This is a genomic window from Haloferax chudinovii (assembly GCF_042663345.1).
In the GTDB taxonomy this organism is placed as follows: Archaea; Halobacteriota; Halobacteria; order Halobacteriales; family Haloferacaceae; genus Haloferax; species Haloferax chudinovii.
This window is the reverse complement of sequence record NZ_JBHTAB010000001.1, coordinates 218,981-244,625: the sequence shown is the minus strand read 5'-3', so window position 1 is coordinate 244,625 and position 25,645 is coordinate 218,981. Positions and strand designations below refer to the sequence as shown.

Here is a 25,645-nt window from a genome sequence, read left to right as displayed (position 1 = left end):
CGAAAGCACTATGCTCCTGTTCCGAATACGTGCTGACGTGACTCATAAATTCGAACTCGACAGGCTGTTCGACCCGTCTTCTATCGCGGTCGTCGGGGCGTCGACGAAAGCGGGGAAAATCGGCTACGAGGCGATGGAGAACGTCCACGACTTCGGCGGGCGGGTCTACCCAGTCAACCCGTCCGCGGAGGGCGCCGCGTTCGGCGAACCGTTCGTCGCGTCGGTGACCGACATCGACGACGACGTCGACCTCGCGTTGCTCTGTGTTCCCGCGCCGGTCGTGCCGGAGGTCATCGAAGAGTGCGGCGCGGCGGGCGTGGGTGCCGCCGTCATCTACTCCGGCGGCTTCGCCGAGGCCGGCGACGACGGCGCGGAGATACAGCGCCGCCTCACCGAGACGGCCAACGAACACGGCATCGCCCTGCTCGGCCCGAACACGAGCGGGTTCGTCATCCCGCGGACGGGGCTGTACGGCTCGTTCGCCACCGGCGTCGAGAGCTTCCCTGCGGGCGACCTCGCAATCGTCGCCCAGAGCGGCGGCGTCGCCCACTCCATCGCGTTTCAGGCGACTCGCGAGCGACGCGGGCTCTCCGCGATGGTCGGGCTGGGCAACCGTGCGAACGTCGGCTTCGAGGAGGTCATCGAATATCTCGACGGCGACCCAGACACCGGCGCAATCGTGCTCCACGTCGAGGGCACCGACGACGCGCGGTCGCTCCTCGAAACCTGCTACGACGCGGAGACGCCCGTCTTCGCCTACAAGGTCGGCGAGGCGGACGTCGGCGACTTCGCCGAATCGCACACCGGCGCGCTCACCGGCGACCACGCGCTCTATCAGGCCGGGTTCGCACAGTACGGGGTGCCGACGGTCGACTCGACGAGTCAGCTCCTCGACGCCGGACACGTCGCGGCGACCGCGCCGCTTCCGGACGGGACGAACGTCGGCGTCGTGACGGCGCAGGCCGGTCCCGGCATCATCATCGCGGACCGCCTGAAACAGGCCGGCGTCTCGCTCCCGCCGCTCGAAGACGAGACGACGGCGACGGTGAACGAGATTCTCCCCGGCATCACGTACTCGGCGAACCCCGTCGATACGGGGCGGCCGATGCCGGAGTTCGGCGAGGTCGTCCGCGCGGTCGCGGCCGACGAGAACGTCGACGCCGTCCTCGTGTACGAGCTTCACGAGGCCGCGCTCGGGTTCCCCACCGAGGACCTCGACGGGCTCGCGGAGTCCGTCGGAAAGCCGGTCGTGTTCGCGACGGCCGGCCCGGAATCGCTCCTCGAACCGGACCGCGAGGAACTCGAATCCGTCGGCGTCCCCGTCTTCGAGTCGCCCGAACGGGCCGCCGATACCGTCGCCGCGCTGGCCGAGTACGCGCGCGTCAACGCGGAAGCCGCGCCCGCGGAGGTGGTCGACAATGCGTGAGTCGGACCCCATCGAACGGGCTCGCGCCGACGGCCGGACGACTCTCACCGAGGCCGAGGCGAAGGCGCTCCTCGCCGACGCGGGCGTCGAAACCCCCGCGTTCGAGGTCGCATCGACACCCGACGAGGTCGCCGCGACGGCCGAGCGAATCGGGTTCCCGGTCGTGCTCAAAGTCTCCTCCCCGGCGGTGACCCACAAAAGCGAGTGGATGGGTGGACTGGGCGTGACTGTCGGCGTCTCGGACGCTGACGAGGCGGCGGCCGTCGCGGCGGACGTCTTCGATGCCGCCGCCGACAGCGGTATCGACGCCGACGTGCTGGTCGAAGCCGCCGCCGACGTCGACGCCGGCACCGAGGTCATCGTCGGCGGGCTTCGGGACCCCTCGTTCGGTCCCGTCGTGCTCACCGGACTCGGCGGCGTCTTCACCGAGATATTCGAAGACACCGCCCATCGGCTGGCCCCCGTCACGCAGGCGACGGCGCGGGCGGCGGTACAGGAGCTCAGGTCGGTGCCGCTTCTCGAAGGCTACCGCGGGCGCGACCGAGCGGACATCGACGCGCTCGCGGGCGTCGTCAAGCGCGTCGGCGACCTGCTCGTCGAGCGGGAGGAGATCGCCGAAATCGACGTGAACCCGGTTTTGGTGACGCCGAGCGGTGCGACCGCGCTCGACGCGCTCGTGGTGCTCGAAGAATGACCGGCTTCAAGCGCACGTGGACGGTCCGGTTCTCCGATACGGACCCCTTCGGCATCGCGCACTACCCCCGCATCGTCGATACGCTCCACGAGAGCTCGGATATGTTCATGGAGGAGGTCGGCTTTCCGCTCTGGGAAATCTCTCTGGACTACGACTTCGGGCTCCCGCTCGTCGAAATCGACTTCGAGTTCGAGCGCCCGATGGAAGCCGGCGACAACATCGAGATAACCATCACACCGACGCTCGGCACCCGGAGCCTCCGCTTCGATTACGTCGCGCGCAACGAAGACGGCGCGGTGACGTTCACCGGACACGAGACGCGCGTCTGTGCGAGCACGGACGACGTCAGTTCGCGCGACCTCCCGGTCGAACTCCGGGAGGCCATCGAACCGTACACCGAGGGGTGACTCACGCCGGAGCCGCCGTGGTCGAGGCGACCGACGACATGTTTTTGTGACGTCCGAACCGTGTGGCCGTATGGCCGAGTTCGAAAACATCTACGCCAAATCGAACCCGTTCGTCCGGGCCCATTTCGACTGTCCGACCTGCGGCGGAAAGCTCTGGGAGTACGCCATTCAGGGGCAGATGGTCTGCGAGGACTGCCGTGAGCTGTACCCCTCGAAGGAGATATTCGACGCGCAGGTGAGCCAGTAGCGACCCGGGAGTGGGGCGACGACGTCCGCCCGAAGCGGCGTCACGCGACGAGAATGGACCCATACATTTATGAACAATCCTCGGAAACGTTTCGTCATGGCCGAACAAGAGCCGGAGGAACTCCTAGAGATGAGTACCGACACGGAGCGTCTCCTCGAGGAGAACGACCTGCGACCTCTCTGGGAAGTCGAAAAGGACTTCGGAAACCAATTCGGCGGGTTCGAGGCGGACATCTGGAAGTGGGACGATATTCAGGCGTCGATCGACGCCATCGAAGACGACGTCCCCATCGCGGACCTCCCACCGGGGTTCCAGCGACGCGTCGCCGTGCCCGTCAACACGGGATACCGAAACGCCATCTCGAACACGATTTACCTCGGCGTCCAGACCGTCTCGCCCGGCGAGACCGCGCCGGCACACCGACACGGGGCGAACGCGCTTCGGTTCACTATCGACGGGAGTGAGGACATGAAGACCGTCGTCGCGGGCGAGGAGTTCCCGATGCGGGACAACGACCTCATCACGACGCCGCAGTGGGAGTGGCACGACCACGTCAACGACGGCGACGAGACGGCCGCGTGGCTCGACGTGCTCGACCTCCCGCTCGTCCTCGACTCGCTCAACGCGCGCAACACCTTCGAAAACCACGAGTTGGACCGCCAGCCAGTGACGAAGTCGCAGGGCTACTGGGAGTCGCAGTACGGGCGTGCCCGCCCGTTCGAGGACACGAAGGAAGACGGGATTCCCGGACCCTTCGAGGGGAACTGCGCCGCGACGCCGCCGTACCGATTCAGTTGGAAAGACACCCTCCAGACCCTCCGACAGCGAGCCGAAAACGACGAGCCGGACCCGCACGACGGCTACAGTCTCTCGTACGTCAACCCCGCGACTGGACAGCCGCCGCTGTTCCCGACGATGTCGTTCCGCGCGCAGTTGCTTCAAGCGGAGACCGACCCGCACTTCCACAACGCCGTCGACGCGTACTTCGTCATCGAGGGCGAGGGCGCGACGCACGTCGGCGACGACGTGCTCGAATGGAGCGAACGCGACATCTTCGTGATTCCGCCGGACGAGATTCATCACCACGACCCCGACGGTGAAGCGATTCTCCTCGGGATGACCGACCGCCCGGTGTTCGAGGCGTTCAACTTCTACGCCGAGGCCGAACCGTAGCCGCGCGGTCCGGCTCCCGGCGTCACTCCGTTCGCGCCTCAGCAGATATCACCGAACCGGAGTGCGGTTCCGGTCGGCGGTCAGTTGACGGTATCCTGTTTGAGATGGTCGAACAGTTGCGGTTCGGTCCCGAACTTCAGCACGTTGGTCATCACCGAACTACGGACGTTGTGCACCATCTTCCCGTGGTCCTTGTAGAAGTTGTGGAGCCACCGAGACTGCACCTCTCGGCTCGGGAACATCATGACCGCCTTCCACTGATACTCGCCGTCGGAGAGGAAATAAAAGAGCGTGTACTGGCTATCGCGGAGGAACTCCATCGTCTCCCGCCAGTGGTCCGCGAAGTTCTCCGGGTTGAATTTGAACTCCATCAGCGAGAACGTGAAGTAGTCTTCGTTCGGAATGATGGCCTCCCGAAACACGCCCGCGCTCCGCATATCGCGAATCGACTTACTGACCGTCACGTGCGAGACGTCGATGTCGTACTCCTCTTTGAGCACGGTCGTCAACTCCCGAGCGGAGAGCTGTGGGTCGCGGCCGAGTTCGCGGAGAATGATAATATCGCGGTCTTTGAATTCCCAGTCGGGTCGTTTGTTGGTCATCTCAGCCCGGTCTTGGAAGCCGGGGTACGATAGGTTTTCGGAGCCGACTGGGATCAGCGTCCCGCCGAGAAGAACCGCCCCGATGCGAAGGCCGTGCCGACTCCGAGCCTCGTATCGAAACAGCCGGTCGGACCGACGCGACCCGAAGCCGGACGGTCGGCGAGCGTTCGAGCGTTCGATTCCCCTCGCGCTCGGGACGCGGGTCAAACCGCGTCAGACGCCGAGATACTCCTGTCGGAGGTCTTCGTCTTCCCTGAGCCGCGCTGTCGTCACCTCGTTGACGAGGTTGCCCTCCTCCAGTATGTAATGTCGGTCGGCGATTGCCATGGCCGCGGCGACGTTCTGTTCGACCATGAGCACCGTCACGCCGCGCTCTTCGTTTATCCGCCGAATGCCCGCTTCGACCTGCCGGACGATTGTCGGCGCGAGGCCCTCGCACGGCTCGTCGAGTAGCATCAACTTCGGGTTCGCGACGAGGGCGCGGGCGATTGAGGCCATCTGCTGTTGCCCGCCGCTTAGGTTCTTCGCTTCGCGGTCGCGTATCTGGTCGAGTTCGGGGAAGAACTCGAACATCTCGGACTCGGGGAGGGGGTCGTCGACGGACGTCGCCGCCACGTGGATGTTCTCCGCGACGGTCAGTCGCGGGAAGCACCGCCGCTCCTCCGGAACGTAGCCGAGGCCGAAGTCGGCGATTTCGTGTGTCTGACAGGCGAGCAGGTCCGTCCCCCGGAACGTTATCGACCCGTCGATTATGCGAGGCGTCTCAGCGCCGACGATTGAGCGAATGGTGGACGTCTTCCCGGCCCCGTTTCGCCCTAACAGCGAGACCGTTTCACCCTCCGAAATCTCCATGTCGATGCCGAACAGCACCTGTCCGGTTTCGTACCCGGCTTCGAGTCCGTCGACGGTCAAAAGCGTCATAGCTCCTCCCGCATACCGCCGAGGTACGCTTTCTGTACCGCGTCGTCGTCACGAATCGCGTCCGGTTCGCCCGTCGCGATTATCTTGCCACGGTCGAGGACGGAGATGCGGTCGCTCATCGAGAGTACGATACTCATATCGTGTTCGATAAGCAGTAGCGTGAGCCCCAACTCGGACTGGATAGACTGTATCATCTCGGCGGTCTCTTCCGTTTCGGCGGGCCCCATCCCGCTCGTCGGTTCGTCGAGCAGTAGCACGGAGGGGTCCGTTGCGAGCGCCATCGCGATGCTGAGTCGCCGTTGGTCGCCGTGCGAGAGGTTCGTCGCCGTCTCTCCGGCAAGCGGTGTGAGGCCGACCTGGTCGAGTATCTGGTAGGCCCGCTCTTCCGCCACGCGCTGACCGTCGCGGAAGAAATCGAACGAGAACGACCCCTGTTCGATGGTCTGTGCGACGATTCGCACGTTTTCGAGCGTCGTCTTCGATTCGAAGAGCTGATTCGACTGGAACGACCGGACCAGCCCCATGTGGGGACGTTCGTACTGGGGCACGTCCGTGATGTCGGTCCCGTCGTAGTACACCCGCCCCTCGGACGGAGCGAGCGCGTTCGTGAGGACGTTGAAAAGCGTCGTCTTGCCCGCCCCGTTCGGCCCGATTATCGACCGAAGTTCGCCCTTCGAGACGGCCAAATCGACACGGTCGACCGCGACGTGGCCGCCGAACCGCCGGGTGAGGCCGTCTGTGCCTAACGCCGCTTCTTTCGGATCGGTATCTGTATGCATAGTTACTGTCTCTCCGAGGGTGTTTCGGAATGCGACTCAGTCATCGGAACCCCGCTGTCGGAGCGCGTCGATGCCGTTCTGTACCCCGTTCCGGACGTAGCCCCAGACGCCGTTACGAGGCGAGAGGAGGATGACGACGACGAAGGCAAATCCGAAGAAGAACCGCCAGTAGCCGAGGACGCCGCTCAGTTCGATAGCGCCGACGACCGGGAGGCCCAGCACCTCGAACGACTGGAGGAACTCCTGCACGCCGAACCAACTGAACGCGCCGACCAACGGCCCGAAAAAGAAGTTTGCGCCGCCGAAGATGGTCATCAAAAGCACCTCCGCGCTGGTCTCCGGGCTGAAGTTCTCGATTGCGGCCCCGTAGTTACTGAGCATGAGCAACGCACCGGCCAGCGCCGAGAACGCGCCGGAGATGGTGAACGCCCAGACCTTGTACCGGTTCACGGAGATGCCCATCGCCCGGGCGAGTTCCGCGTTGTCTCGAATCGCCACGAGCGTCTGTCCGAAGGGCGACCGGATGAGTTGCCACAGCAGGACCATCGCGACAACGAACACCACGGCCACGAAGTAGTAGTAGCTGGGTTGGAGCCCGAACGCGCCGAGTAGGTCGGCGAACCACGGAACGTCGATGACTCGCTGGCCTCTGAAACTGCCGATCCATTCGGGCGTCGTGCCCGAACGGAGCCCGTCGGAGCCGCCGGTCAGCCCGTACGGGTTGGAGTTCACGATGAAGTGAACGCCCATCGCGAACGCCAGCGTGAGCATCGCGAAGTAAATCTCCCCGTACCGGACGATTATCCGGCAGATTCCGTAGGCGATTGCCCCCGAACACACCATGGCGACGACCGTCATCAGCGAAAACGGGAGTCCGAACTCGGAGAGGCCGATGGCGGTCACGTAGACTCCCGTTCCGAGGAAAATCGCGTGACCGAACGAGAGGAGTCCGACGTAGCCGAACAGGAGGTTGAACGCCGCGGCGAACAGCATCCAGATGAGGATGGTCGTCGCGATGTGCGGCGTGCCGAGAACGAGTTCGGAGCCGAGAACCGGGCGAAGCAGGAACGCGACCAACGCGATTCCGATTGGGACTTTGAGTTCGCGGACCGTATCCAGGTCCACGTCGCTCGTCAGTCGCTTGAGCCGAGCCGTGTAGCTCATTCGAGTAACCCCTCCTCGCCGAACAGCCCGCGCGGTCGAACCAAGAGGACGACGAGCATCACGATGTACGGGACGACGCCGCCGATTCCGGCGACGTTGAGCGCGTCGACGCCGGTCACGGTCGCGAGGGCCCGAGCCGTGACCGGGAGGATAAACACGCTGACGCCGACCAGAAGGCCGCTAACGACGCTCCCGAAGATGCTCCCGACCCCGCCGATGATGACGATGACGAACGCGAGGAGGACGAACTCGAATCCCAGCGAGAGGTCCATGCCCGTCTCGGCGCCCCGGAGGACGCCGGCCAGCCCGGCGATGGCGGAGCCGAGAAAGAAGACGATGGTAAACCGCATCGGAATGTTGATACCGATGAACTCGGCCATCTCCCTGTCCTGAAGCCCGGCTCTAATCGTGAGCCCGAAGTCGGTTCGGTACATGAGGCTGTAGATACCGACGATGATGAACGCCGCGACGACGACGGTCAGCAGTCGTATCGTCGCAATCTGTCCCACGCCGAGGGGAATCGCGCCCTGTAACACCGACGGGATGTCGAACGTGAGCGGCGTTCCGCCCCAGCGGGCCCTCGTCGCCTCCTCTATCATCAAGAAGACGCCGAACGTGGCCAACAGGCCGATAACGGGGTTTTTCCCGTAGAGTCGGCGGAGGACGCTCACCTCCATCGCGACGCCGAGTACGCCGACGGCAATCGGGATGACGACGAGCGCGACCCAGAACGACAGCCCCTGAGTGACGACGATTTCGTAGGCACCGTACGCGCCCAACATGAACAGCCCGCCGTGAGCGAAGTTCACGACGCCGAGGAGACCGAGGATGAGCGCCAACCCGAGCGCGATAATCGCCAAGACCATGCCGTAGGCGACGCCCCCGATGAGGTTCTGGACGAACAGGTCGGGGAACACGGCGAAGGTGAGCAAGAACAGCAGGGCCGACGCGATAACGACACCGACGGCGGACGTCGAGCGCGACCCGGCTCCGAGTCGCCTGAGTGTAGAAGTAGCCATCTCAGTTAGCGTTCGCACTCGTCGCTCGGTTCGGGCGACGCGTCGTCTCCGCTCATCGTGTCCGCGACGTCGAACCAGACCTTGTTCGGGTCGTTCTGCTGTTCTTCGACCGGACGCCCGGACGTCATGTGGGTCGGCTGGACCAACTGGTGGTCGCCCGCACGCCAGTAGATGGTGTCAGCGGAGGGCTGGAGGTCGTAAATGGTCTGATTTTCGACCTCGTGTCCGGAGAGTTCGTCTCGAATGGCCGCTCCTTCGAGAGAGTCCGCACGAACCGCGGCGCGGACGAGTTGGTCTACGGAGACGTACCCCATGTAGTGACGGACGAACGGGTCGTGGTCCGAGACCTCGGCGACCTCCTGTAGCCAGTCTTCCGGGACGTCGAGCGACGGGCTCCAGCCCTGACTGTTCACGTCCAAGAGCGCCGCGGCCGCCGGGTCGATACCCCAGAGCCCGACGTCTTCGGTCTGATGCATCATAAACGAGTAGTCGTCCTGCATCTCGCGGCTGAGTATCTGACTGGTCGAGGCCCGCTGGTCTAACCCCGCGACGAGTAACGCAATGCCGCCGGCATCGGAGTTCGCCGCGCTGTTGAGGTAGGGGTTGTACTCCTGTGTGGGGAACGGAACTGCCTGACTGCCGACGACGTTGGCCCCCTCGGCTTCGAGGGCCTCGGAGTACGCCTCGAAGGCCGTCTGCCCCCAAGTGTAATCCGAGTACAGGATGTACCAGTCGTCTTCGAGGTCGGCCATCGCCGGCGCGACCGGGCCCAACTGCATCGTATTCGACATGTATGTGCTGAACATATACGGCGCGCACTGCGAGCCCGTGATATCGTCGGACCCGCCGTGTACGCAGACTGGGACCTGGTTTTCCGACCCCCACGCGCCGACGGCGATGCCGACCGCAGAACTGACGCCGCCGAACGCCATGTGTGCGCCGTCGTCGACGACCATCCCCTCGATTTGACTCACCGCCTCGTTCGGGTCGGCGGCGGAGTCGCCGGTGATGATTTCGATGGAGACGTCGAACTCCTCTTCCAGATGTCGGGCGGCGAGCATCCCCCCGTCTCGTTCTGCCTCTCCGTACGGGGCAAACGCCCCGCTTAGCGCCGTCGGACACGCAATCGTGATTTCCTCGCCGATGCCGCCACCGCCTCCGCCGCCCGAACCGCCGGTGCCGGTACAGCCCGCGAGCCCCGAAGACGCGACGACTGTTCCCGCCCCGGCGACCTTAACGAACTCTCGTCTGCTAAATGATCTCATGGTCCAATCTGTACTTGAATCACGGAGTTATATCCTTTTCGATGGTTAGGAAAAATTCTGGGAGGATTAACAGTTGAAAGCCTCCTCGTCATAGACTGTACAGTTGCTCTTGTGCGGACGCCGTGTCGCTCGGCGACCGGCCGTCGCACGACAGTCCGGGAGACCGACAGTTCCGGTGGGGTGGTGGCGACGAGTGTTCTCAGTTTCGGCGGTATAGTTTCCAATATCTCTTACATGGGCAACATCAATATCTTTTGTACTATTAAATCGACTTGTGCCTAACAGTATGTATTCTTCCCGCAACATTGAATAGGCGGGTTAAGTACAGTATAGACGATGCACGACAACGACATAGAGCGAGTCGCAGTCCTCGGTGCCGGCAGTATGGGCCACGGTATCGCAGAGGTGGCCGCGATTGCCGGCTACGAGGTCTCACTCCGCGACATCGAACAGGAGTTCGTGGACAACGGACTCGAGAGCATCGAGTGGAGTCTCGAAAAACTCGCCGAGAAGCGACAGATAGACGAGTCGGCGGACGACGTCTTCTCCCGCGTCAGCGGGTTCGTTGACCTCGAACGCGCGGTCGAGGACGCGGACCTCGTCGTCGAGGCGGTTCCGGAGAAGATGGAACTGAAGCGCGAGACGTTCTCGGACGTCGACCGGTACGCGCCCGACCACGCGGTCATCGCGAGCAACACGTCGGGGCTCTCGATAACGGAGATGGCGAACGCCACCGACCGACCCGAACAGGTCGTCGGGACCCACTACTTCAACCCGCCGGTGAAGATGTCGCTCGTCGAGGTCGTCCACGGCGAACAGACCAGCGAGGAGACCGTCGAAGCGATGCACTCCTACGTCGAGTCCGTCGGGAAGACGCCAATCGACGTCAAAAAAGACGTCCACGGGTTCGTCGTGAACAACGTGCTCGTCCCGTTCATGGGAGAGGCGGCGTGGATGCTCGACGAGGGCGCGTGTACGGTCGAACAGGCGGACTCGGCCATGGTCTTCCAGCGCGGCTACCCGATGGGCCCATTCGAACTCAACGATTACAGCGGTATCGACATCGGGTACGACTTCCTCGACAGTTCCGAGTTCGACGTGCCCCCGCCGATTGCGGAGATGGTCGAGCGTGAGACGCTCGGCCGGAAGACGGGGTCGGGCTTCTACGAGTACGACGACGGCGACGGACCGACGTACGGTCCCAACGACGCCGGTGAGTTCGACACGCTCCGCATCGAAGCGCGGATGATAAACGAAGCCGCCAAGTTGGTCGGCGGCGGCGTCGCCACGCCGGAGGACATCGACCTCGGCGTCCGCCTCGGTGGACGGTTCCCCCTCGGGACCTGCCGGGTCGGCGACAAAATCGGCCTCGACGCCGTGCTCGAAAAGCTCGAATCGCTTCACGAAGCGACCGGAGCGGAGCGATATCGGCCCGCCGAGTACCTCCGAGAGCTCGTCGAAAACGGCGACACGGGTGAGACCGCCGGCAAGGGGTTCTACGACTACACGGGAGCATGGCCGTATCAGTTCCTCAACGTCGACCTCGACGAACGGGGCGTTCTCTCCATCGAGTTCGACCGCACCGAGCGCCTGAACTCGTTCTCCGAGGAGATGTTCGCGGAGGTCGACCGCGCGCTGTCGACCGCGGACACCGACGAGGTCTCGTGCGTGGTGTTCACCGGGGCCGGCGACCGCGCGTTCTCGGCCGGTGCGGACATCACGGGCTTTCTCACCAACGCCCCGACCGAGATTATGGACGTCGAACAGTCGATTGAGCGCATCTACAACTTCGACCGGCCGACGGTCGCGGCAATCGACGGCTTCTGTCTCGGTGCCGGCCTCGAACTCATGCTGGCGTGCGACATTCGGATTGCGACCGAGAACTCGACGTTCGGGAGCCCGGAAATCGACCTCGGACTGATTCCCGGCGGCGGCGGCACCCAGCGGCTCACCCGCCTCATCGGGGAACCGCGCGCGAAGGAACTGGTCTTCCGCGGGAACCACATTCCGGCCGGGCAGGCCGCCGAGTGGGGGATTATCAACCGAGCCGTCTCGCCCGACGAGTTCGACGACACCGTCGACGCGTTCGTCGACGACATCGCGGCCGGGCCGAAGACGGCGCTCAAGGTCGCAAAGCAGGTCATAAACGAGGGACAGGACGCCAGCCTCGACGCCGGACTGAAGTTGGAGAGCCAAGGGTTCGGACTCCTCACCAGCACCGACGACGTCGTAGAGGGCGTCCAGGCGTTCCGAAACGACCGCCAGCCGAACTTCGAGGACTGACGATGCCACAGAACGCGGCCATCGTCGGCGGTGGCACGACCGAGTGGGGCGCGCGCGACGCGACGTGGAAAGACCTCGCACAGGAGGCCGGCAAGGCGACTTTCGACGACGTCGACGGCATCGAACCGGACGACGTCGAGGGGCTGTTCGTCGGTGCCGTCCAGCCCGAGCGATTCGCGTTCCAGAGCCACGTCGCCCCGCTCACCGCGGAACTGCTGGGTATCAACGCCAACAAGATGATTGCGCGGACGGAGTTGGCGTGCGCCAGCGGGCAGGCCGCGCTCCGATACGCGTGGCTCGCGATCGCCGCGGGGCAACTGGACGTCGCGCTCGTCCTCGGCGTCGAGAAGATGAACCTCGGACAGGAGTACATGCCCGAGATGCAGTCGAACATGACGAACGTCCTCGACAGGGAGTTCGACGGCGTCAACGGGCTCAACGGGCCGTCGCACTTCGCGCAGTTCGCACAGCGACACATGCACGAACACGGGACGACGCGCGAACAGCTCGCGATGGTGAGCGCCAAGAACAAAAACCACGCCGCCGAGACCGACTTCGCGCAGTACAGAAAGAAGGTAGACGTCGACGACGTGCTCGATTCGTACCCGATTGCGCCCCCGTTGAACCTGCTCGACTGCAGTGGAATCACCGACGGCGCGACGGGGCTCCTGCTCGTCAGCGAGGAGAAAGCCGACGAAATCGGGGCCGAGACCGCCGCGTACATCACCGGAAGCGGTCAGTCCTGTATGGCGGGGAACTCCATCAACAACCTCCCGTCGATGACGACGTGGCCGCAGGCCCGCGAGGCCTCGCAGGAGGCCTACGAACAGGCCGGAATCGACGACCCGCTTCGGGACATCGACGTCGCGGAAGTCCACGACTGCTTCTCGATTAGCGAGATAATCGAGTACGAACAACTCGGCTTCTGCGAGCCCGGAGAGGGCGGGCAGTTCGTCGAAGACGGGCGGAGTCAACTCGACGGCGACGTCGCGGTCAACCCCCGCGGCGGCCTGCTCGGCTGTGGACACCCGCTCGGAGCAACCGGCGTCTCGCAGGCACTGGAGGTCTACCGCCAGTTCGCCGGCGCGGTGCCGTCCGCCCGCGCGGTCGCGGGTGACCCAGAGACGGGGCTGATTCACAACCTCAGCGGTAGCGGCTCAGTGCACAGCGTCATGACGCTCGCGAGGGACCCACAATGAGCGACCACCCATCGAACGACGACCACGTACTGCCAGACGGCGGCGAAGTGCCGCGGGAGACCATCTCGATTCCCTCCGAGGTCGAACTGCCGCGGCTCCTCGACTTCTACGAGCTACAGGACGCCGAACACACGCAGATTCACGAGTTCTACGAGAACCTCCGCGACGGCCGATTCACGACCACGGAGTGTCGCGAGTGCGGTGAGCTTCACTTCCCGCCGCGTATCGTCTGTCCCGAGTGCACGAGCGACGACCTCGAATACGTCGACCTCCCGCACGAGGGCGAGATGTACTCTTTTACCGAGGTACGCGGAACGTCCGCAATCGGGATGAACGAGGACACGCCGTTCGTCGCCGGCGTCGTCGACCTCGGCCAGATTCGACTCTCGGCGCGGGTCGACGACGCGTCGTACGAGGACCTCGAAATCGGGAGCGAGGTCCGGCTCAAAATCGTCGAGATAGACGGGCCCACCGACCAAGACCGGGTCTTCTATCGGTTCACGCCCGTATAGCGGGCGGTCGAACCTCCGGGTCGTCGGTCGAGGTGACGACGACTGGAGGAACGGTACGCCACCGATTGGAGGACAGACACGCCACCGCGTACTGCGTGTGCGCGTTCACGCGGCCGGACATTCATGAGCCGTCGTCCCCCCGCGGCGGTCGACCCGATAGCGCCGCCCCCGGTCCTGACAGAGGAGGGTGACGCCGGTGAAGTCGAGCGGTTCGAGAAACGGCACGAGCGCGTCGTAATGCAGTCGAAAGCCCTATTCGTCGCGTTTCGGGTACTTGTCCGACCGGCAGAAGCCGATACGGGAACGAGCGACACGTCAGTTCACGTCTCGTTCTTCCTCCTGCCAGTGTTCCTGTCGAAGCTCGAACTTCTGAATCTTGCCCGTCGACGTCTCCGGAAGGCTGTCTCTGAACTCCACGACGGTCGGGCACTTGTAGTGCGCCAGTCGCTCGCGACAGAACTCGATGAGCCCCTCCTCGGTCAGGTCCGACTCCTCGCGCGTGACGACGAGCGCCTTCGGCGTCTCGCCCCACTTCTCGTGCGGAACCGCGATGACCGCCGCCCGCGTCACGTCCGGGTGGTCGTAGATGGTGTCCTGTACTTCGATGCTGGAGATGTTCTCGCCGCCGGAGATGATGATGTCTTTCTTCCGGTCGACGATAGTGATCATGCGGTTTTCGTCCATCGTCGCGATGTCGCCGGTGTGGAACCAGCCCTCGACGCGGTCGTTGAACGCCTCGTCGGTGGCTTCGGGCTTGTTCCAGTACCGGTCCAGCACCTGGTTGCCGCGAACGACGACCTCCCCTTTCGTCTGGTCGTCGAGCGGGACGTCTCGACCGTCCGTATCGACGACGCGAATGTCGGTGTTGAGCGTGGCGAAGCCGGGCTTATTGATGATGCTGTATTTGTCGCCCTTCGCAATCTTGCGTTTCGAGTTGCTGGTCGTGATGATGGGGCCCGTCTCCGTGGCACCGTAGGCGTGGATGATACGCCAGCCGAGTTCGTCTTCCGTTCGTCGAATCGTCTTTTTCGGCGGGGGGCTCGCCGCGGTTTCCACGCGGACGGGGAGGTCGCCGCGCGTGGGCACGTCGGCGTCTTCGTAGTACTCCAACAGCATGTTGAGCACGGTCGGTGCCCCACCGAGGAACGAGACGTCGTATTCTTCGATTCGGTCGAAGACCGCGGCGGGGTCGAACTCGCGGAGGATAACGTGCGTCCCGCCGATGCCAGTCAGCCCGTAGATGTGACCCCAGCCGTTGATGTGGAACATCGGCGAGGTCCACAGCATCGTGTCGCTGTCTTCGAGTTCCGTGTGGTGGGCGTGGATGAGCGCGTGATAGTGCTGTATCCGGTGTGTGTGAACGACGCCTTTGGGGTCCCCCGTCGTGCCGCTCGTGTAGAGAATCGTCGCGTCGTCGTCTTCGCGAATATCCGGGGTCGAGGGCTGTTCGGCGGAGGCCCCGTCGAGAACGGTCTCGTAGTCGTGCCACTCGCCTTCGACGCTGTCGGCGTCGTACGCCACCCACTGCTCGACGCTGGTGTCGCCCGCCTCCTTCAAATGTTGGAGTTTCTCGGCGTAGTCGTAATCGGCGATGAGGACGGTCGGCTCGCAGTCGTTGACGAGGTAGTCGTACTCCTCGGGCTGGAGTCGGAAGTTCAACGGGACGTACAGCGCCCCCAACTGCATCGACGCGTAGAGCGTCTCGATGAAGTAGTGGGAGTTCGGAGACAGGAGGGCGACGCGGTCGCCTTTCTCTACGCCCCACTCCCGAAGCGCGTTCGAGAGGCGGTTGATGCGCTCACCGAGTTCGGCGTACGTGAACTCGGTGCCGTCGTCGGCGACCACACCGACCTCGTCCCCGTACAGTTTGACAGCCCGTTCCAAGAAGTCCGTAGTGAGTAGTGGTTTTTGCATATGTCTAGTGCGCACCGATTGCGAGTTCGTACGCGGTCGACGCGGCGTCGAACGGAGCCGTGGCCCGCGGACATCTGAATTCGCGTGTGCTATCTTTTGTTACGCCTGCAGATAGTAATTCTACACAATTTAAATTAATCTTCCGGTTGTTGTTACCAGTGTGTCTCGAGCGGCGAGCGAAACCGCTCGCCGGCGCGGTGGTATCGCCGACTGGGTCCGCGAAGTGAGAATCGGTCAGTCGTCGTCGGGAGCGCTGAGTCGGAAGCCGGAAACGAACAGTTCTTCGGGCGGATGGGGCCGGCGGCGCTCGTAGGCGTCGTGGTACTCCATGAGTTGGAACAGGGTCCCGGTCGGGTTCCGAGGCGAGACGAACGCCTCGGCCCACTCGTCGCGGCGCTCGTAATCGACGACGGAGAACCCGTTCGCCTCCATCGCTTCGACGACGGCCTCGATGTCCGCGACCTCCAAGGTCACGTGGTGGAGGCCCGGACCGTTGGCGTCGAGATACTGCGTGAGAAACGAGTCCGCACCGGTCGGTTCAATCAGTTCGATACGAGAGCCGTCCCCGAGTCGGTAGTACGCCCACCGGAACTGGTCGTCGACCGTGTCGTCGAGCAGTTTCTGACAGCCGAGCGCGACGAGAACCGGTTCCGCGTCTCGGACCGATTCGACGGCGATGCCCACGTGTTCGACGTGTATCGGCGTGTTGTGATGCTTCACACGGTAGTTGGTCACACGCGTCAGGTAAAATTCCTCCGGTCAGTCGAACGGCCGGTATTATTAACGATTCCAAATAATAGTCGAAGAATACTTAACACTGTATTTTGAAATTGAGGTAATGGCTTACGAATTGGCTGGGTCGCACGACGAGATTCGAGAGCGCGTGCGCGCGTTCGGCGAAGAAGTGATTGCGCCTGTCGCACGGGAGTACGACCGAACCGCTGAGTATCCGGACAGCATCATCGCCGAAGCGGCCGAGTCGGGACTCGTCGGGGCGAACGTCCCCTCGGAGTACGGCGGGCTCGGTCTCGACCCGCTGGAGATGGCGATTTACACAGAGGAGCTCTGGCGGGCAGACCCGGGAATCGGACTGGCGATTCAGGCGCGAAGCTTCGGCTCGACGCTCCTGTTAGATCAAGCCGACGAAAAGCTGTGCGAAACGTGGCTACCGCGGATAACCGCCGGCGAAGTCGGAACGTGCATGGCGCTCACCGAACCGGACTACGGCTCGGACATGGCGGGTATTCAAACCCGCGCCGAGCGCGACGGCGACGAGTGGACGCTCACCGGGAAGAAAAAGTGGATTACCGGCGCGTCCGTCGCCGACGTCGCGATCATCATCGCTCGGACGACCCAAGACGCCGAGCACCGGGGACTGACCGCGTTCCTCGTGCCGACGGACCGCGACGGGTTCGAGGCGACGCCCATCACCGGCAAGTTGGGGATTCGCGCGGCGGACGTCGCGGGAATCGAGCTCGACGACGTCCGGATTCCGAAGGAGAACGTCGTCGGAGAGGTCGACCGGGGCTTCTATCACCTGCTCGAATTCTTCGAGACCGAACGCGTCAACGTGGCCGCACAGGCGGTCGGAGTCGCTCAGGCGGCCCTCGATGCGGCGACCGACTACGCGAACTCGCGCACGCAGGGTGAAAAGCCAATCAGGGAGTATCAAGCCATCCAACACAAGGTCGCGGAGATGGGGTCCGCGGTCGAGGCCGCTCGGTCGCTGACCTATCGTGCCGCCTCCGCGGGCGAACGCGGGGACGAAGACGCGATGAAACTCGCGAGTATGGCGAAGCAGTTCGCCAGCGAACGGGCCGTCGAGGTCGCTGACGAGGCCGTTCAGGTACACGGCGGACCGGGATACGTCGAGGACAACTTTGTCGAGAAGTACTACCGCGACGCCCGTATCACGAAAATATACGAGGGCACGAACGAGATACAGAAGAACATCATCGCTCGCGAACTCCTCTGACGGAGCGCCACCGAACTCACGGCCGCCCCGCACCCCACCGTCCCGCCGTCACGCCGTCGACGACGCGCCGTCGGCGAGGACTGTGGGAGTTGGTGTACTCTGACCGATAGCTTCGCATAGACCGTTCTCGGTGCCCGCTTCCTGCCCTCTGAGCCGATGCGCCGTGAATCGAGTAAGTATACATATTCGTATACAATAACGGGAACAGACATGTTCGAACAGAATCTATTACAACATTACCGTTGTAACATCACCAAACAGTAATGAACGTGCACAATAGTCAATGCTTAATTGTTATATAATGTATACAATAATGTATATTCGTTTGGGTCGGGATGCGGGACTATCACTCGTGTTCGCAGTCGGACCCCACGTTCGCCAGCACCTGACGACCACCTGTCCTCCCGTTCGGGGCAGGTACCGGCGGCCGTCCCCGCGGTTCCAGATTCTCGATCGCGCGGACGACATGCTCATTTACAAGGCGCAAAACATCTTCCTCGCTGGAATCCGTGAGGTCGTCGGCGAAATCGAAGGGCGTCGCCGAGCATGGAGGTCGTCCTTGGGACCGCAGACCCGTCGAAGTTCGCCGCGCGCACCCAGCACCCGAGAGGTAACGACGGTTCGAAGGTCGGTCGAGACGCCCGCATATTTTATACGGGTCGATTGATACAGAACAGTACGAATGACGAACCTTCTCGACGGAAAGGTGTATATCGTCGCTGGCGGTGGCGGTGATCTCGGCCGAGCCACCGCGGAGGAGCTCGCCGCGAACGGTGCGACAGTCGTCGTCACCGACCTCGGAACGTCGCTCGCGGGCGAGGGAACCACCGAAGACCCAGCCGCGACGACCGCCGAAGAAATCGAAGCCGACGGCGGCGAGGCGATGGCACACTTCGGCGACATAACCAGTCTGGAGTACACGGAGGCCCTCATCGAGGACACGCTCGAAGCGTACGGGCGAATCGACGGGGCAATCAACTACGCCGGCATCCTCCGCGACTCGTATCTCACGAACATGACGGGCGAGGAGTGGGACGCCGTGATTCACGTTCATCTGCGTGGCCACTTCTCGCTCCTTCGGAACCTCGCTCGCCACTGGCGCGACCGCGACGGGGAGACCGAGGGTGGACTCTCGTCGGAGCGGTCCTTCGTGAGCGTCACGAGTCCGTCGGCGCTCGGAAACGTCGGACAGGCGAACTACGGAGCGGCGAAGGCGGGCATCCTCGGACTCACGCGGACGGCGGCAGAGGAACTCGCCGCGTCGAACGTCAGAGTGAACGCCCTGTTGCCCATCGCGTACACGCGGATGACCGAGGGTCTCCTCGACGATGAGTCGAAGTCGGCCGAGAAAATCGCGCCGGTCGTCGCCGCGCTGATGAGCGACGACGCGGCCGGTATCACCGGCCGGACGATACGCGCCGTCGGCGACTCCGTCAGCGTCCTCTCGGAGCCCGAAATCGAGCGGACCGCCATAAACGAGAACGGCTGGACGGCCGACCGCCTCACGTCGGTATTCCACGACGAACTGGGCCTCGACGGCGGCTCACGGTAGTCGTTTGAACCGTCATCCGACCGCGGTAGTCGGCCAGTGACGGCTCGGTGAAGCTGTCGACTGAGCGCTCAACAGATAGTTATTCGACCGCAGACCAGTAGTTCTGTCCGAATCGAATTAGTCTGTGAGACCACCAGCAGAGAGACGAGACACCACATCCGTTTGGATAGCACGTTCGGAATGGACAGGAATCGGGCACTGTCGGTATCTCGACTTCGAACCGTCGAGGAGACTCGAAATCGGCCTATCCTCCGAAGTTGTGAGGACACCCGAACCCAATATTTCATATAGCGAAATATGATTCACCTATTTTCCGCCCCGTCTTTCGCAGATGCTACTTAACCTCATTGTCTCTCACCGACAACGACACAATAAATTTAGTCAGTCAAACGAGAGGTATCCCCTGCCGTTCGAAATCGAGACGCACAGAATCACCCGAGGGGAGCGATTCGCTCGGCCCGCCCGGACGTGAGTTCGAGCGCACCCCTTCGACATCGGCGACCCACCGCGGACGAGCAAAACACACATATCGGCGCGCTCCGAATCGCGGCTCGAAATCGTGGGACACGAAAACGGGAGCCAGAGCGCGTACGACGCCGTCGAGACCGCAGACGAGCTGGTGAGCTGGTCGCGGGCGTACTGCCGCCGCGCGGCGAGCGACGACGACTTCGACGTGGACCTACACCGCGTCGAGTGGGAAGTGTCTACCCGCGCGAAGCGTCGAGCGGCCGCGGTGAAGACACCGACCGTCGACGACGCGACGGTCGGCGAACCAAGGCAGTGGGACGGCACGTCGTCCTCGAACCGGCTCGGCGGCCCACCGACGTGTACCGTGTCGCTGTCGTGGCGGGCGTTCGAGTCGTTCGACCGCGGGGAGTGGACGGCGACGCTCCGACACGAACTCGTCCACGTCGAGCAGTTCCAGGCGTTCGGTACGACCGACCACGGGCCGGCGTTCAAGCGCCGCGCCGAGGCGGTCGACGCGCCGGTTCGCGTCCGCCGGTTCGCAGAGCCGACGTACATCCTCACCTGCGAGGCCTGCGGCGCCGACGTTGCCTACCGCTATCGCGAGTGTAAACTGGTTCGCGAGTCGGCGGCCTATCGCTCCGCGTGTTGCGAAGCGCCGCTGGACTGTCGAACACAGGAGAGATAGCGGGCGAAAACGAGCGCTCCGCCGCCGAAACGGACTACCGACTCGGCGGGTGCGCCCGCGCCTCTCGAATCGCCACGAACGCGATAACGAGGACGAACACGAGCGCGAGGAAGAACTCGACGCCGGGGACGGAGCCGGCGACGGCCCAGACGTACACGTCCTCCGCTCCGAGGATGACGAACAACACGACGAGAATCGCCACGCCGCTTCGACCGATGCCGAGTCTCATACGCCGGTCTTACCGCCGCGACAACATAAGCGTTGGAGCCAGCGGCCTCTCACTCGGCGAGGAATAGTATTGCACAGAATAAAAAATTCTGAAACGCCACCGAACCATATTTAGTGTAGATTAAGTAAAACTTTTACCCTATAGAAAACAGAAATAAAAAATTGAACTGCTATAGCAAAATGTCAGGAGCCATAGTTCAGAAAATATAGATGAGAACGATATAGTTGTGTTCTAAATACACAGCACTAATGGCGGGCGAGAGGCGGAAATCGGACTCGAACTCCGACCGTCGAGATGCCCCGCACGGTCCGGTCGCGCCCGCGAGAGGAGAGTATTTACCGCGCGAGCGTGACCGGAAACCAGTACCGAACCCATGCGACACGTCCCAGGAACCTTCTCGATAGCGGCGCGCGACCCCGAGGCGAACGTCTTCGGCGCGGCGGTGACGACCGGCACCGTCGCCGTCGGCGCGACCTGTCCCTACGTGAGCGCCGGCGGCGCGGCGGTCACGCAGTCGTACACGAAGACCGAACACGGCCGCGACGCGGTCGCCCGCGCCGAAGGCGGCGAGCGAATCGACGACGCCTTCGAGTCACTCCTCGACGACGACGACCACGCCGCCTACCGGCAGGTCCACGGCGTCGGCGCGGGCGGCGAGTTCGCCTTCACCGGCGGTGAGTGCGTCTCGTGGGCCGGCCACCGCGTCGGCGACGACTACACCGTCGCGGGCAACATGCTCGCCGGCGAGGGGGTCGTCGACGCCACCGCCGAAGCCTACGAATCCACCGACGGCGACATGGCCGAGCGACTCGTCTCGGCGCTCGAAGCCGGCGAGGCGGCGGGCGGCGACGACCGCGGCGAGCTGAGCGCCGCGGTGCTCGTCCACGCGCCGACGCCGGAGTTCTACCACAACCTCCGCGTCGACCTCTCCGACGAACCGGTGTCCGACCTACGCGACCTGCTCGCTGAGGCGCGGCGCGCGAAAGCCCAGATTCGACGCGAGACGGACGCGCAGTTCGGCGACTACCCCGACGAGATTCTGGACTTCGGCGTCAAGTACTGAGCCGACATCGGCGTCAAATACTGAGAGGAGACCGCGCGGGCGGCGTCAGTCCGAGTCGGCCGGACGGGTCTCCGCGCGCTTCGACGGCGTGATAAACGAGTCGCGTTGGCTCATCTCCGCCTCCGAGAGGTGGCAGGAGATGTAGTGGTCGTCGCCGTCGACGGCTTCGAGTTCCGGGAGGTCCTGCTCGCAGACGTCGCCGATTTTCTTCGGACAGCGCGTCTGGAACGGACAGCCCGACGGCGGGTTGATGGGGCTCGGAACGCTCCCCTCAAGCAGGATGCGGTCCGTCTCGCGGTCCGGGTTCGCGTGGGGGACCGCGGACAGCAGGCTCTCCGTATAGGGGTGGAACGGCGGCGAGAACACCTGCTCGATGCTCCCGAACTCCGCGATTTTCCCGAGGTACATCACGGCCACGCGGTCGCAGATGTGCCGGATGACGCCGATGTTGTGCGAGATGAACAGGAACGAGATGTTCTCTTCTTCTTGAATCTCGTTCAGGAGGTTGAGAATCTGCGCCTGCACGCTCACGTCGAGCGCCGACACCGGCTCGTCGCAGACGATGAGTTTCGGTTCGACCGCGAGTGCGTGCGCGATGGCGACGCGCTGTTGTTGGCCCCCGGAGAACTCGTGGGGGTACTTGCCCGCGGCGGCCCGCGAGAGCCCGACGCGTTCGAGCAGGTCGCCCACGCGTTCGCGCTTTTCCTCGCCGGTGGCGATGCCGTGTTTCTCCATCGCGCGACCGACGATTTGGCCGACAGTCTTCCGCGGGTTGAGCGAGCTCTGCGGGTCCTGGAATATCATCTGCATCTCGCGGCGCAGACTCCGAATCTCCGAGGAGCCGAGTTCGTGGAGCGGCTGGCCCTCGAAGTACACCTCGCCGTCGGTCGGTTCGAGGAGGCGGAGCGCGGTACGGGCGACCGTGGACTTGCCACAGCCGGACTCGCCGACGAGCCCGACGGTCTCGCCGGGGTAGACGTCGAAGCTCACGTCGTCGACGGCCTTGACGTGCCGCCGTTCGACAGTCGGCAGGCCGCCGCCCTCCCACGAGAGGTGGACGTTGCCGAAGACGCCCTCGCCGGCGTCGAAGTACTTCTTCAGGTTCCGCACTTCGAACAGCGGTTCGCCGGTGCGGTCGATGTCGCGGCGGCCGGTCCCGGCTTCGGGGACCGTGCTCTCCGAGAGGTCGAGGTCGTCGGCGTGAAGACACGCCGCGCGTGAGGAGCCGTCGCCGACGGCGTCGAGCGAGGGGTCGCCGCCGGTCCGACACGCCTCGGTGGCGTGGGGACACCGCGGCGCGAAGTTACAGCCGCTCGGGAGATTCCCGAGGTCGGGCATCGCGCCGTCGAGCGTCGGCAGTTCGTCGTAGTCGGTGTCGACCTCCGGGATGGAGTCGATGAGCGAGCGGGTGTACGGGTGTCGCGGGCGGTCGAACAGGTCGCCGAGCTCGGCCGTCTCCACGAGGTTCCCGGCGTACATCACGCCGACGTGGTCGCACGTCTGGGCGACGACGCCGAGATTGTGGGTAATCATCAGCACGGCCGTCCCCTCGCGCGCCTGCATCTCGTTGAGCAGGTCGAGAATCTTCGCCTGCGTCGTCACGTCGAGCGCGGTGGTCGGCTCGTCGGCGATGATGAGGTCCGGCTCGCAGGAGAAGCCGATGGCGACGAGGACGCGCTGGCGCATCCCCCCGGAGAACTCGTGGGGGTAGTCGTCGATGCGCTCTTCGGCGTCGGGAATACCGACGTCGTCCATCGACTCGACGGCGAGCTGGCGTGCCTCTGACTTGGAGACGTCCTGATGGCGGCGAATCGTCTCCGTAATCTGCTCGCCGACGGTCATCACCGGGTTGAGCGACGACATCGGGTCCTGCGGAATCATCGCGATGCGGTTGCCGCGGATGTCGCGCATCTCGGCTTCCGTCTTCTGCAGGAGGTCTTCCCCGTTGAAGACGACCTGCCCGCCCGTGATTTCGCCGGGCGAGTCGATGAGGCGCATGAGCGACCGCGCCGTCACGGACTTGCCCGCGCCCGACTCGCCGACGAGACCCATGGTCTCGCCGCGGTCGAGCGAGAACGATACCTCGTTGGAGGCGACGATGGGGCCGCTTTCGGTGCGGAACTCGGTTCTGAGTCCGCGCACGTCGAGAAGCGGGCCGTCGTCGGCCTCGCCGTCGGTCGCGGTGCTGGGAGCGCTCATTCTATCGCCTCCACTTTGGGGTCGAGCACGTCACGCAGTCCGTCGCCGAGCATGTTGAACCCGACGACGGCGATACCGATAGCCAGCGCGGGGAACAGCAACATCCACGGCGCGGTCTCCATGAAGCCGCGACCGGTGTTAATCATCAGCCCCCACGACGGCCGCGGGGGTTGCGCGCCGAGACCGAGGAACGACAGGCTCGCCTCCGCGAGGATGGCGAACGAGACGTTCAGCGACCCCTGAACCAACATGGGAGCCATGCAGTTCGGGAACACCTCGCTGAAGACGATGCGCGAGTCGCTCTCGCCGCGGGCGATGGCGGCCTCGACGTACGCCTCGTTGCGTTCGGCCAGCGCCGCGCTTCGCGAGACGCGGGCGATGTACGGCGTGTAGACGAACGCCAGCGCGATGATGACGTTGCTCAACTCCGGGCCGAGGACGACCAAGAGCGTGAGCGCGAGCAACACCGGCGGGAACGCCATCGCGGCGTCCATGACGCGCATCAGTATCTCGTCGGTTAACCCGCCGGCGTAGCCGGCGACGACGCCGACGACCGCCCCGACCACGAGCGCGCCGGAGATAGCGCCGAAGCCGACGTACAGCGAGATGCGACTCCCCATGACGACGCGGCTGAAGATGTCGCGGCCGAGGTCGTCGGTACCGAACGGGTGTTCAACCGACGGGGCCTGCGAGCGGTCTTCGATGTTCGTCTGCTCGATGGGGTACGGCGCGATGAGCGGCGCGAAGACGGCGACGAGCACGAGCATCACCACGATGGAAAAGCCCAGCATCGCCTTCGTGTTGCTTCGGAACTTCCGGACGAACCGGGCGATACGGTCGCGCTGTGACTGCGTGATGGTGAAGCGACCGCGGTCGGTCTCCTGTTCGGTCGCCATCAGTCGTCACCTCCGTAGCGGATGCGCGGGTCGAAGTACGCGTACAGCAGGTCTGCGGCGAAGTTCGAGAACATGTAGATGAGTGCGACCACGAGGATGCACCCCTGTATCAGGGGGATGTCGCGGCTCTGAATCGCGGTCAGCGTCAGCCGGCCGATGCCGGGCCAGAAGAACACCTCTTCGAGCACGACGACCCCGCCGAACGCGTAGCTGAACTGGAACGCGATGACCGTGATGACGGGGATGATTGCGTTCTTGAGCGCGTGTCTGAGGACGATGACCCGCTGGCTCATCCCCTTCGCACGCGCGAGGTTGATGTACTCCTCGCTGAGCACCTCCAGCATCGACGACCGGGTCATCCGCATGATGTAGGCGGTGAGCGCGAAGCCCATCGCTCCCGCGGGGAGGACGAGTCGCGTGAGCGACCCGACGAGGTCCTCGCTCGGGGAGACGTACCCCCCGGTCGGAAAGAGGTTCAGCCAGACGGCGAACACCAGGATGAACACCAGTCCCCACAGGAAGATGGGCATCGAGATGCCGACGAAGGCGAACATCGAAGCGCTCACGTCCGGCGCTTCGTTCTGATTGACGGCGGCGTAGACGCCGAGCGGAACCGACAGCACGACGGCGACGAGCGTCGCGGCGACCGCGAGCATCATCGACCGGGGAAGCCGCTCGGCGATGAGTCGCGCCACGGGTTCGCCGAACCGGAGCGATTCGCCCATGTTCCCCTGGAGGAGCCCGATGACCCAGTCGATGTACTGCACGTACAGCGGGCGGTTGAGTCCCAGTTGGGTTTGGAGCGCTTCGAGCGATTGGTCGGTCGCGTTGGGGCCCAAGATGAGCAGGGCCACGTCACCGGGCAGGATATTGGTGACGGCGAAGGCGATGAGCGTGACGAAGAACAGCGTCACCGCCATGAACCCGACGCGCCGAAAGACGTAGTTGTACATCGACATTGTGTAGAATCCCT

At 64.0% G+C, this 25,645-nt stretch carries 24 protein-coding genes; 12 read left to right on the top strand and 12 right to left on the bottom strand.

What is annotated here, in order from left to right; all coding sequences use genetic code 11:
* Window positions 1-10: 10 nt before the first annotated feature.
* The 5 genes from ACFQI8_RS01150 to gdoA all read left to right on the top strand — a co-directional run bounded on the left by ACFQI8_RS01150 (window position 11) and on the right by gdoA (window position 3,947).
* Window positions 11-1,426: an acetate--CoA ligase family protein gene (locus tag ACFQI8_RS01150; protein ID WP_390242292.1), complete on the top strand. Its 1,416-nt coding sequence runs from the start codon at window positions 11-13 to the stop codon at window positions 1,424-1,426.
* Window positions 1,419-2,120, top strand: a complete 702-nt coding sequence (locus tag ACFQI8_RS01145; protein ID WP_390242291.1) for an acetate--CoA ligase family protein — start codon at window positions 1,419-1,421, stop codon at window positions 2,118-2,120. The genes ACFQI8_RS01150 and ACFQI8_RS01145 overlap by 8 nt, the downstream gene beginning before the upstream one ends.
* On the top strand, window positions 2,117-2,527 hold the full coding sequence (locus ACFQI8_RS01140; RefSeq protein WP_390242289.1) for an acyl-CoA thioesterase: 411 nt from the start codon (window positions 2,117-2,119) through the stop codon (window positions 2,525-2,527). The genes ACFQI8_RS01145 and ACFQI8_RS01140 overlap by 4 nt, the downstream gene beginning before the upstream one ends.
* 70 nt (window positions 2,528-2,597) lie before the next feature.
* Window positions 2,598-2,774 carry a Trm112 family protein gene (locus ACFQI8_RS01135; protein WP_004967944.1) on the top strand — a complete coding sequence of 59 codons (177 nt, stop codon included), beginning with the start codon at window positions 2,598-2,600 and terminating at the stop codon, window positions 2,772-2,774.
* A 96-nt stretch (window positions 2,775-2,870) separates the two neighbouring features.
* Window positions 2,871-3,947 (top strand): gentisate 1,2-dioxygenase, encoded by a 1,077-nt coding sequence (gene gdoA, locus ACFQI8_RS01130; RefSeq protein WP_390242287.1) that lies wholly within the window; start codon window positions 2,871-2,873, stop codon window positions 3,945-3,947.
* Between the two features lie 80 nt (window positions 3,948-4,027).
* On the opposite strand, the gene ACFQI8_RS01125 is transcribed toward gdoA, so the two are convergent.
* The 6 genes from ACFQI8_RS01125 to ACFQI8_RS01100 form a co-directional block, all read right to left on the bottom strand.
* Window positions 4,028-4,549, bottom strand: a complete 522-nt coding sequence (locus ACFQI8_RS01125) for a winged helix-turn-helix domain-containing protein (protein ID WP_390242286.1) — start codon at window positions 4,547-4,549, stop codon at window positions 4,028-4,030.
* Between the two features lie 213 nt (window positions 4,550-4,762).
* On the bottom strand, window positions 4,763-5,470 hold the full coding sequence (locus tag ACFQI8_RS01120; RefSeq protein WP_390242284.1) for an ABC transporter ATP-binding protein: 708 nt from the start codon (window positions 5,468-5,470) through the stop codon (window positions 4,763-4,765).
* Complete coding sequence (locus ACFQI8_RS01115) at window positions 5,467-6,249, bottom strand: ABC transporter ATP-binding protein (protein WP_390242283.1); 783 nt, start codon at window positions 6,247-6,249, stop codon at window positions 5,467-5,469. Before ACFQI8_RS01115 ends, ACFQI8_RS01120 begins: the two co-directional genes overlap by 4 nt.
* 36 nt (window positions 6,250-6,285) lie before the next feature.
* A complete protein-coding gene (locus tag ACFQI8_RS01110; RefSeq protein WP_390242281.1) occupies window positions 6,286-7,413 on the bottom strand; it encodes a branched-chain amino acid ABC transporter permease in 1,128 nt (375 codons plus the stop codon).
* Window positions 7,410-8,432, bottom strand: coding sequence for a branched-chain amino acid ABC transporter permease (locus tag ACFQI8_RS01105; RefSeq protein WP_390242280.1), 1,023 nt, complete (start codon window positions 8,430-8,432; stop codon window positions 7,410-7,412). Before ACFQI8_RS01105 ends, ACFQI8_RS01110 begins: the two co-directional genes overlap by 4 nt.
* A 5-nt stretch (window positions 8,433-8,437) precedes the next feature.
* Window positions 8,438-9,697, bottom strand: a complete 1,260-nt coding sequence (locus tag ACFQI8_RS01100; RefSeq protein ID WP_390242279.1) for an ABC transporter substrate-binding protein — start codon at window positions 9,695-9,697, stop codon at window positions 8,438-8,440.
* Between the two features lie 336 nt (window positions 9,698-10,033).
* Here ACFQI8_RS01100 and ACFQI8_RS01095 point away from each other — a divergent pair, with 336 nt between their 5' ends.
* From ACFQI8_RS01095 to ACFQI8_RS01085, 3 genes are read left to right on the top strand one after another with little or no spacing between them, the layout of a single operon-like run.
* Window positions 10,034-11,980: a 3-hydroxyacyl-CoA dehydrogenase/enoyl-CoA hydratase family protein gene (locus ACFQI8_RS01095; protein ID WP_390242277.1), complete on the top strand. Its 1,947-nt coding sequence runs from the start codon at window positions 10,034-10,036 to the stop codon at window positions 11,978-11,980.
* 2 nt (window positions 11,981-11,982) lie between these two features.
* A complete protein-coding gene (locus ACFQI8_RS01090; protein ID WP_390242275.1) occupies window positions 11,983-13,179 on the top strand; it encodes a thiolase C-terminal domain-containing protein in 1,197 nt (398 codons plus the stop codon).
* On the top strand, window positions 13,176-13,691 hold the full coding sequence (locus ACFQI8_RS01085; protein WP_390242274.1) for a Zn-ribbon domain-containing OB-fold protein: 516 nt from the start codon (window positions 13,176-13,178) through the stop codon (window positions 13,689-13,691). Before ACFQI8_RS01090 ends, ACFQI8_RS01085 begins: the two co-directional genes overlap by 4 nt.
* A gap of 315 nt (window positions 13,692-14,006) precedes the next feature.
* On the opposite strand, the gene ACFQI8_RS01080 is transcribed toward ACFQI8_RS01085, so the two are convergent.
* Together ACFQI8_RS01080 and ACFQI8_RS01075 are read right to left on the bottom strand one after the other, a co-directional pair.
* Window positions 14,007-15,605 (bottom strand): long-chain-fatty-acid--CoA ligase, encoded by a 1,599-nt coding sequence (locus tag ACFQI8_RS01080; RefSeq protein ID WP_390242273.1) that lies wholly within the window; start codon window positions 15,603-15,605, stop codon window positions 14,007-14,009.
* Window positions 15,606-15,839: 234 nt separating this feature from the next.
* A complete protein-coding gene (locus tag ACFQI8_RS01075) occupies window positions 15,840-16,325 on the bottom strand; it encodes a VOC family protein (RefSeq protein WP_390242271.1) in 486 nt (161 codons plus the stop codon).
* 118 nt (window positions 16,326-16,443) lie between these two features.
* On the opposite strand from ACFQI8_RS01075, the gene ACFQI8_RS01070 reads away from it, so the two are divergent.
* From ACFQI8_RS01070 to ACFQI8_RS01060, 3 genes are all read left to right on the top strand, one after another.
* Window positions 16,444-17,580, top strand: coding sequence for an acyl-CoA dehydrogenase family protein (locus ACFQI8_RS01070; protein ID WP_390242269.1), 1,137 nt, complete (start codon window positions 16,444-16,446; stop codon window positions 17,578-17,580).
* A 682-nt stretch (window positions 17,581-18,262) separates the two neighbouring features.
* Window positions 18,263-19,132 carry an SDR family NAD(P)-dependent oxidoreductase gene (locus ACFQI8_RS01065; protein WP_390242268.1) on the top strand — a complete coding sequence of 290 codons (870 nt, stop codon included), beginning with the start codon at window positions 18,263-18,265 and terminating at the stop codon, window positions 19,130-19,132.
* 559 nt (window positions 19,133-19,691) lie between these two features.
* Window positions 19,692-20,285, top strand: a complete 594-nt coding sequence (locus tag ACFQI8_RS01060) for a SprT-like domain-containing protein (RefSeq protein WP_390242267.1) — start codon at window positions 19,692-19,694, stop codon at window positions 20,283-20,285.
* A 34-nt stretch (window positions 20,286-20,319) separates the two neighbouring features.
* On the opposite strand, the gene ACFQI8_RS01055 is transcribed toward ACFQI8_RS01060, so the two are convergent.
* Window positions 20,320-20,514, bottom strand: coding sequence for a hypothetical protein (locus ACFQI8_RS01055; protein WP_004967970.1), 195 nt, complete (start codon window positions 20,512-20,514; stop codon window positions 20,320-20,322).
* A gap of 373 nt (window positions 20,515-20,887) precedes the next feature.
* Here ACFQI8_RS01055 and ACFQI8_RS01050 point away from each other — a divergent pair, with 373 nt between their 5' ends.
* Entirely contained in the window at window positions 20,888-21,577 is a 690-nt protein-coding gene (locus ACFQI8_RS01050) for a DUF1028 domain-containing protein (protein WP_390242265.1), read from the top strand.
* A gap of 45 nt (window positions 21,578-21,622) precedes the next feature.
* Here the strand turns inward: ACFQI8_RS01050 and ACFQI8_RS01045 are convergent, their stop codons facing one another.
* Genes ACFQI8_RS01045 through ACFQI8_RS01035 form a run of 3 tightly spaced genes read right to left on the bottom strand, consistent with a single transcriptional unit; the run spans window position 21,623 to window position 25,631 of the window.
* Window positions 21,623-23,776 carry a dipeptide ABC transporter ATP-binding protein gene (locus ACFQI8_RS01045; RefSeq protein ID WP_390242264.1) on the bottom strand — a complete coding sequence of 718 codons (2,154 nt, stop codon included), beginning with the start codon at window positions 23,774-23,776 and terminating at the stop codon, window positions 21,623-21,625.
* The gene (locus ACFQI8_RS01040; protein ID WP_390242262.1) at window positions 23,773-24,672 is read right to left on the bottom strand and encodes an ABC transporter permease; all 900 of its coding nucleotides are present in this window, start codon (window positions 24,670-24,672) and stop codon (window positions 23,773-23,775) included. The genes ACFQI8_RS01045 and ACFQI8_RS01040 overlap by 4 nt, the downstream gene beginning before the upstream one ends.
* A complete protein-coding gene (locus ACFQI8_RS01035) occupies window positions 24,672-25,631 on the bottom strand; it encodes an ABC transporter permease (RefSeq protein WP_390242260.1) in 960 nt (319 codons plus the stop codon). The genes ACFQI8_RS01040 and ACFQI8_RS01035 overlap by 1 nt, the downstream gene beginning before the upstream one ends.
* Window positions 25,632-25,645 lie beyond the last annotated feature (14 nt).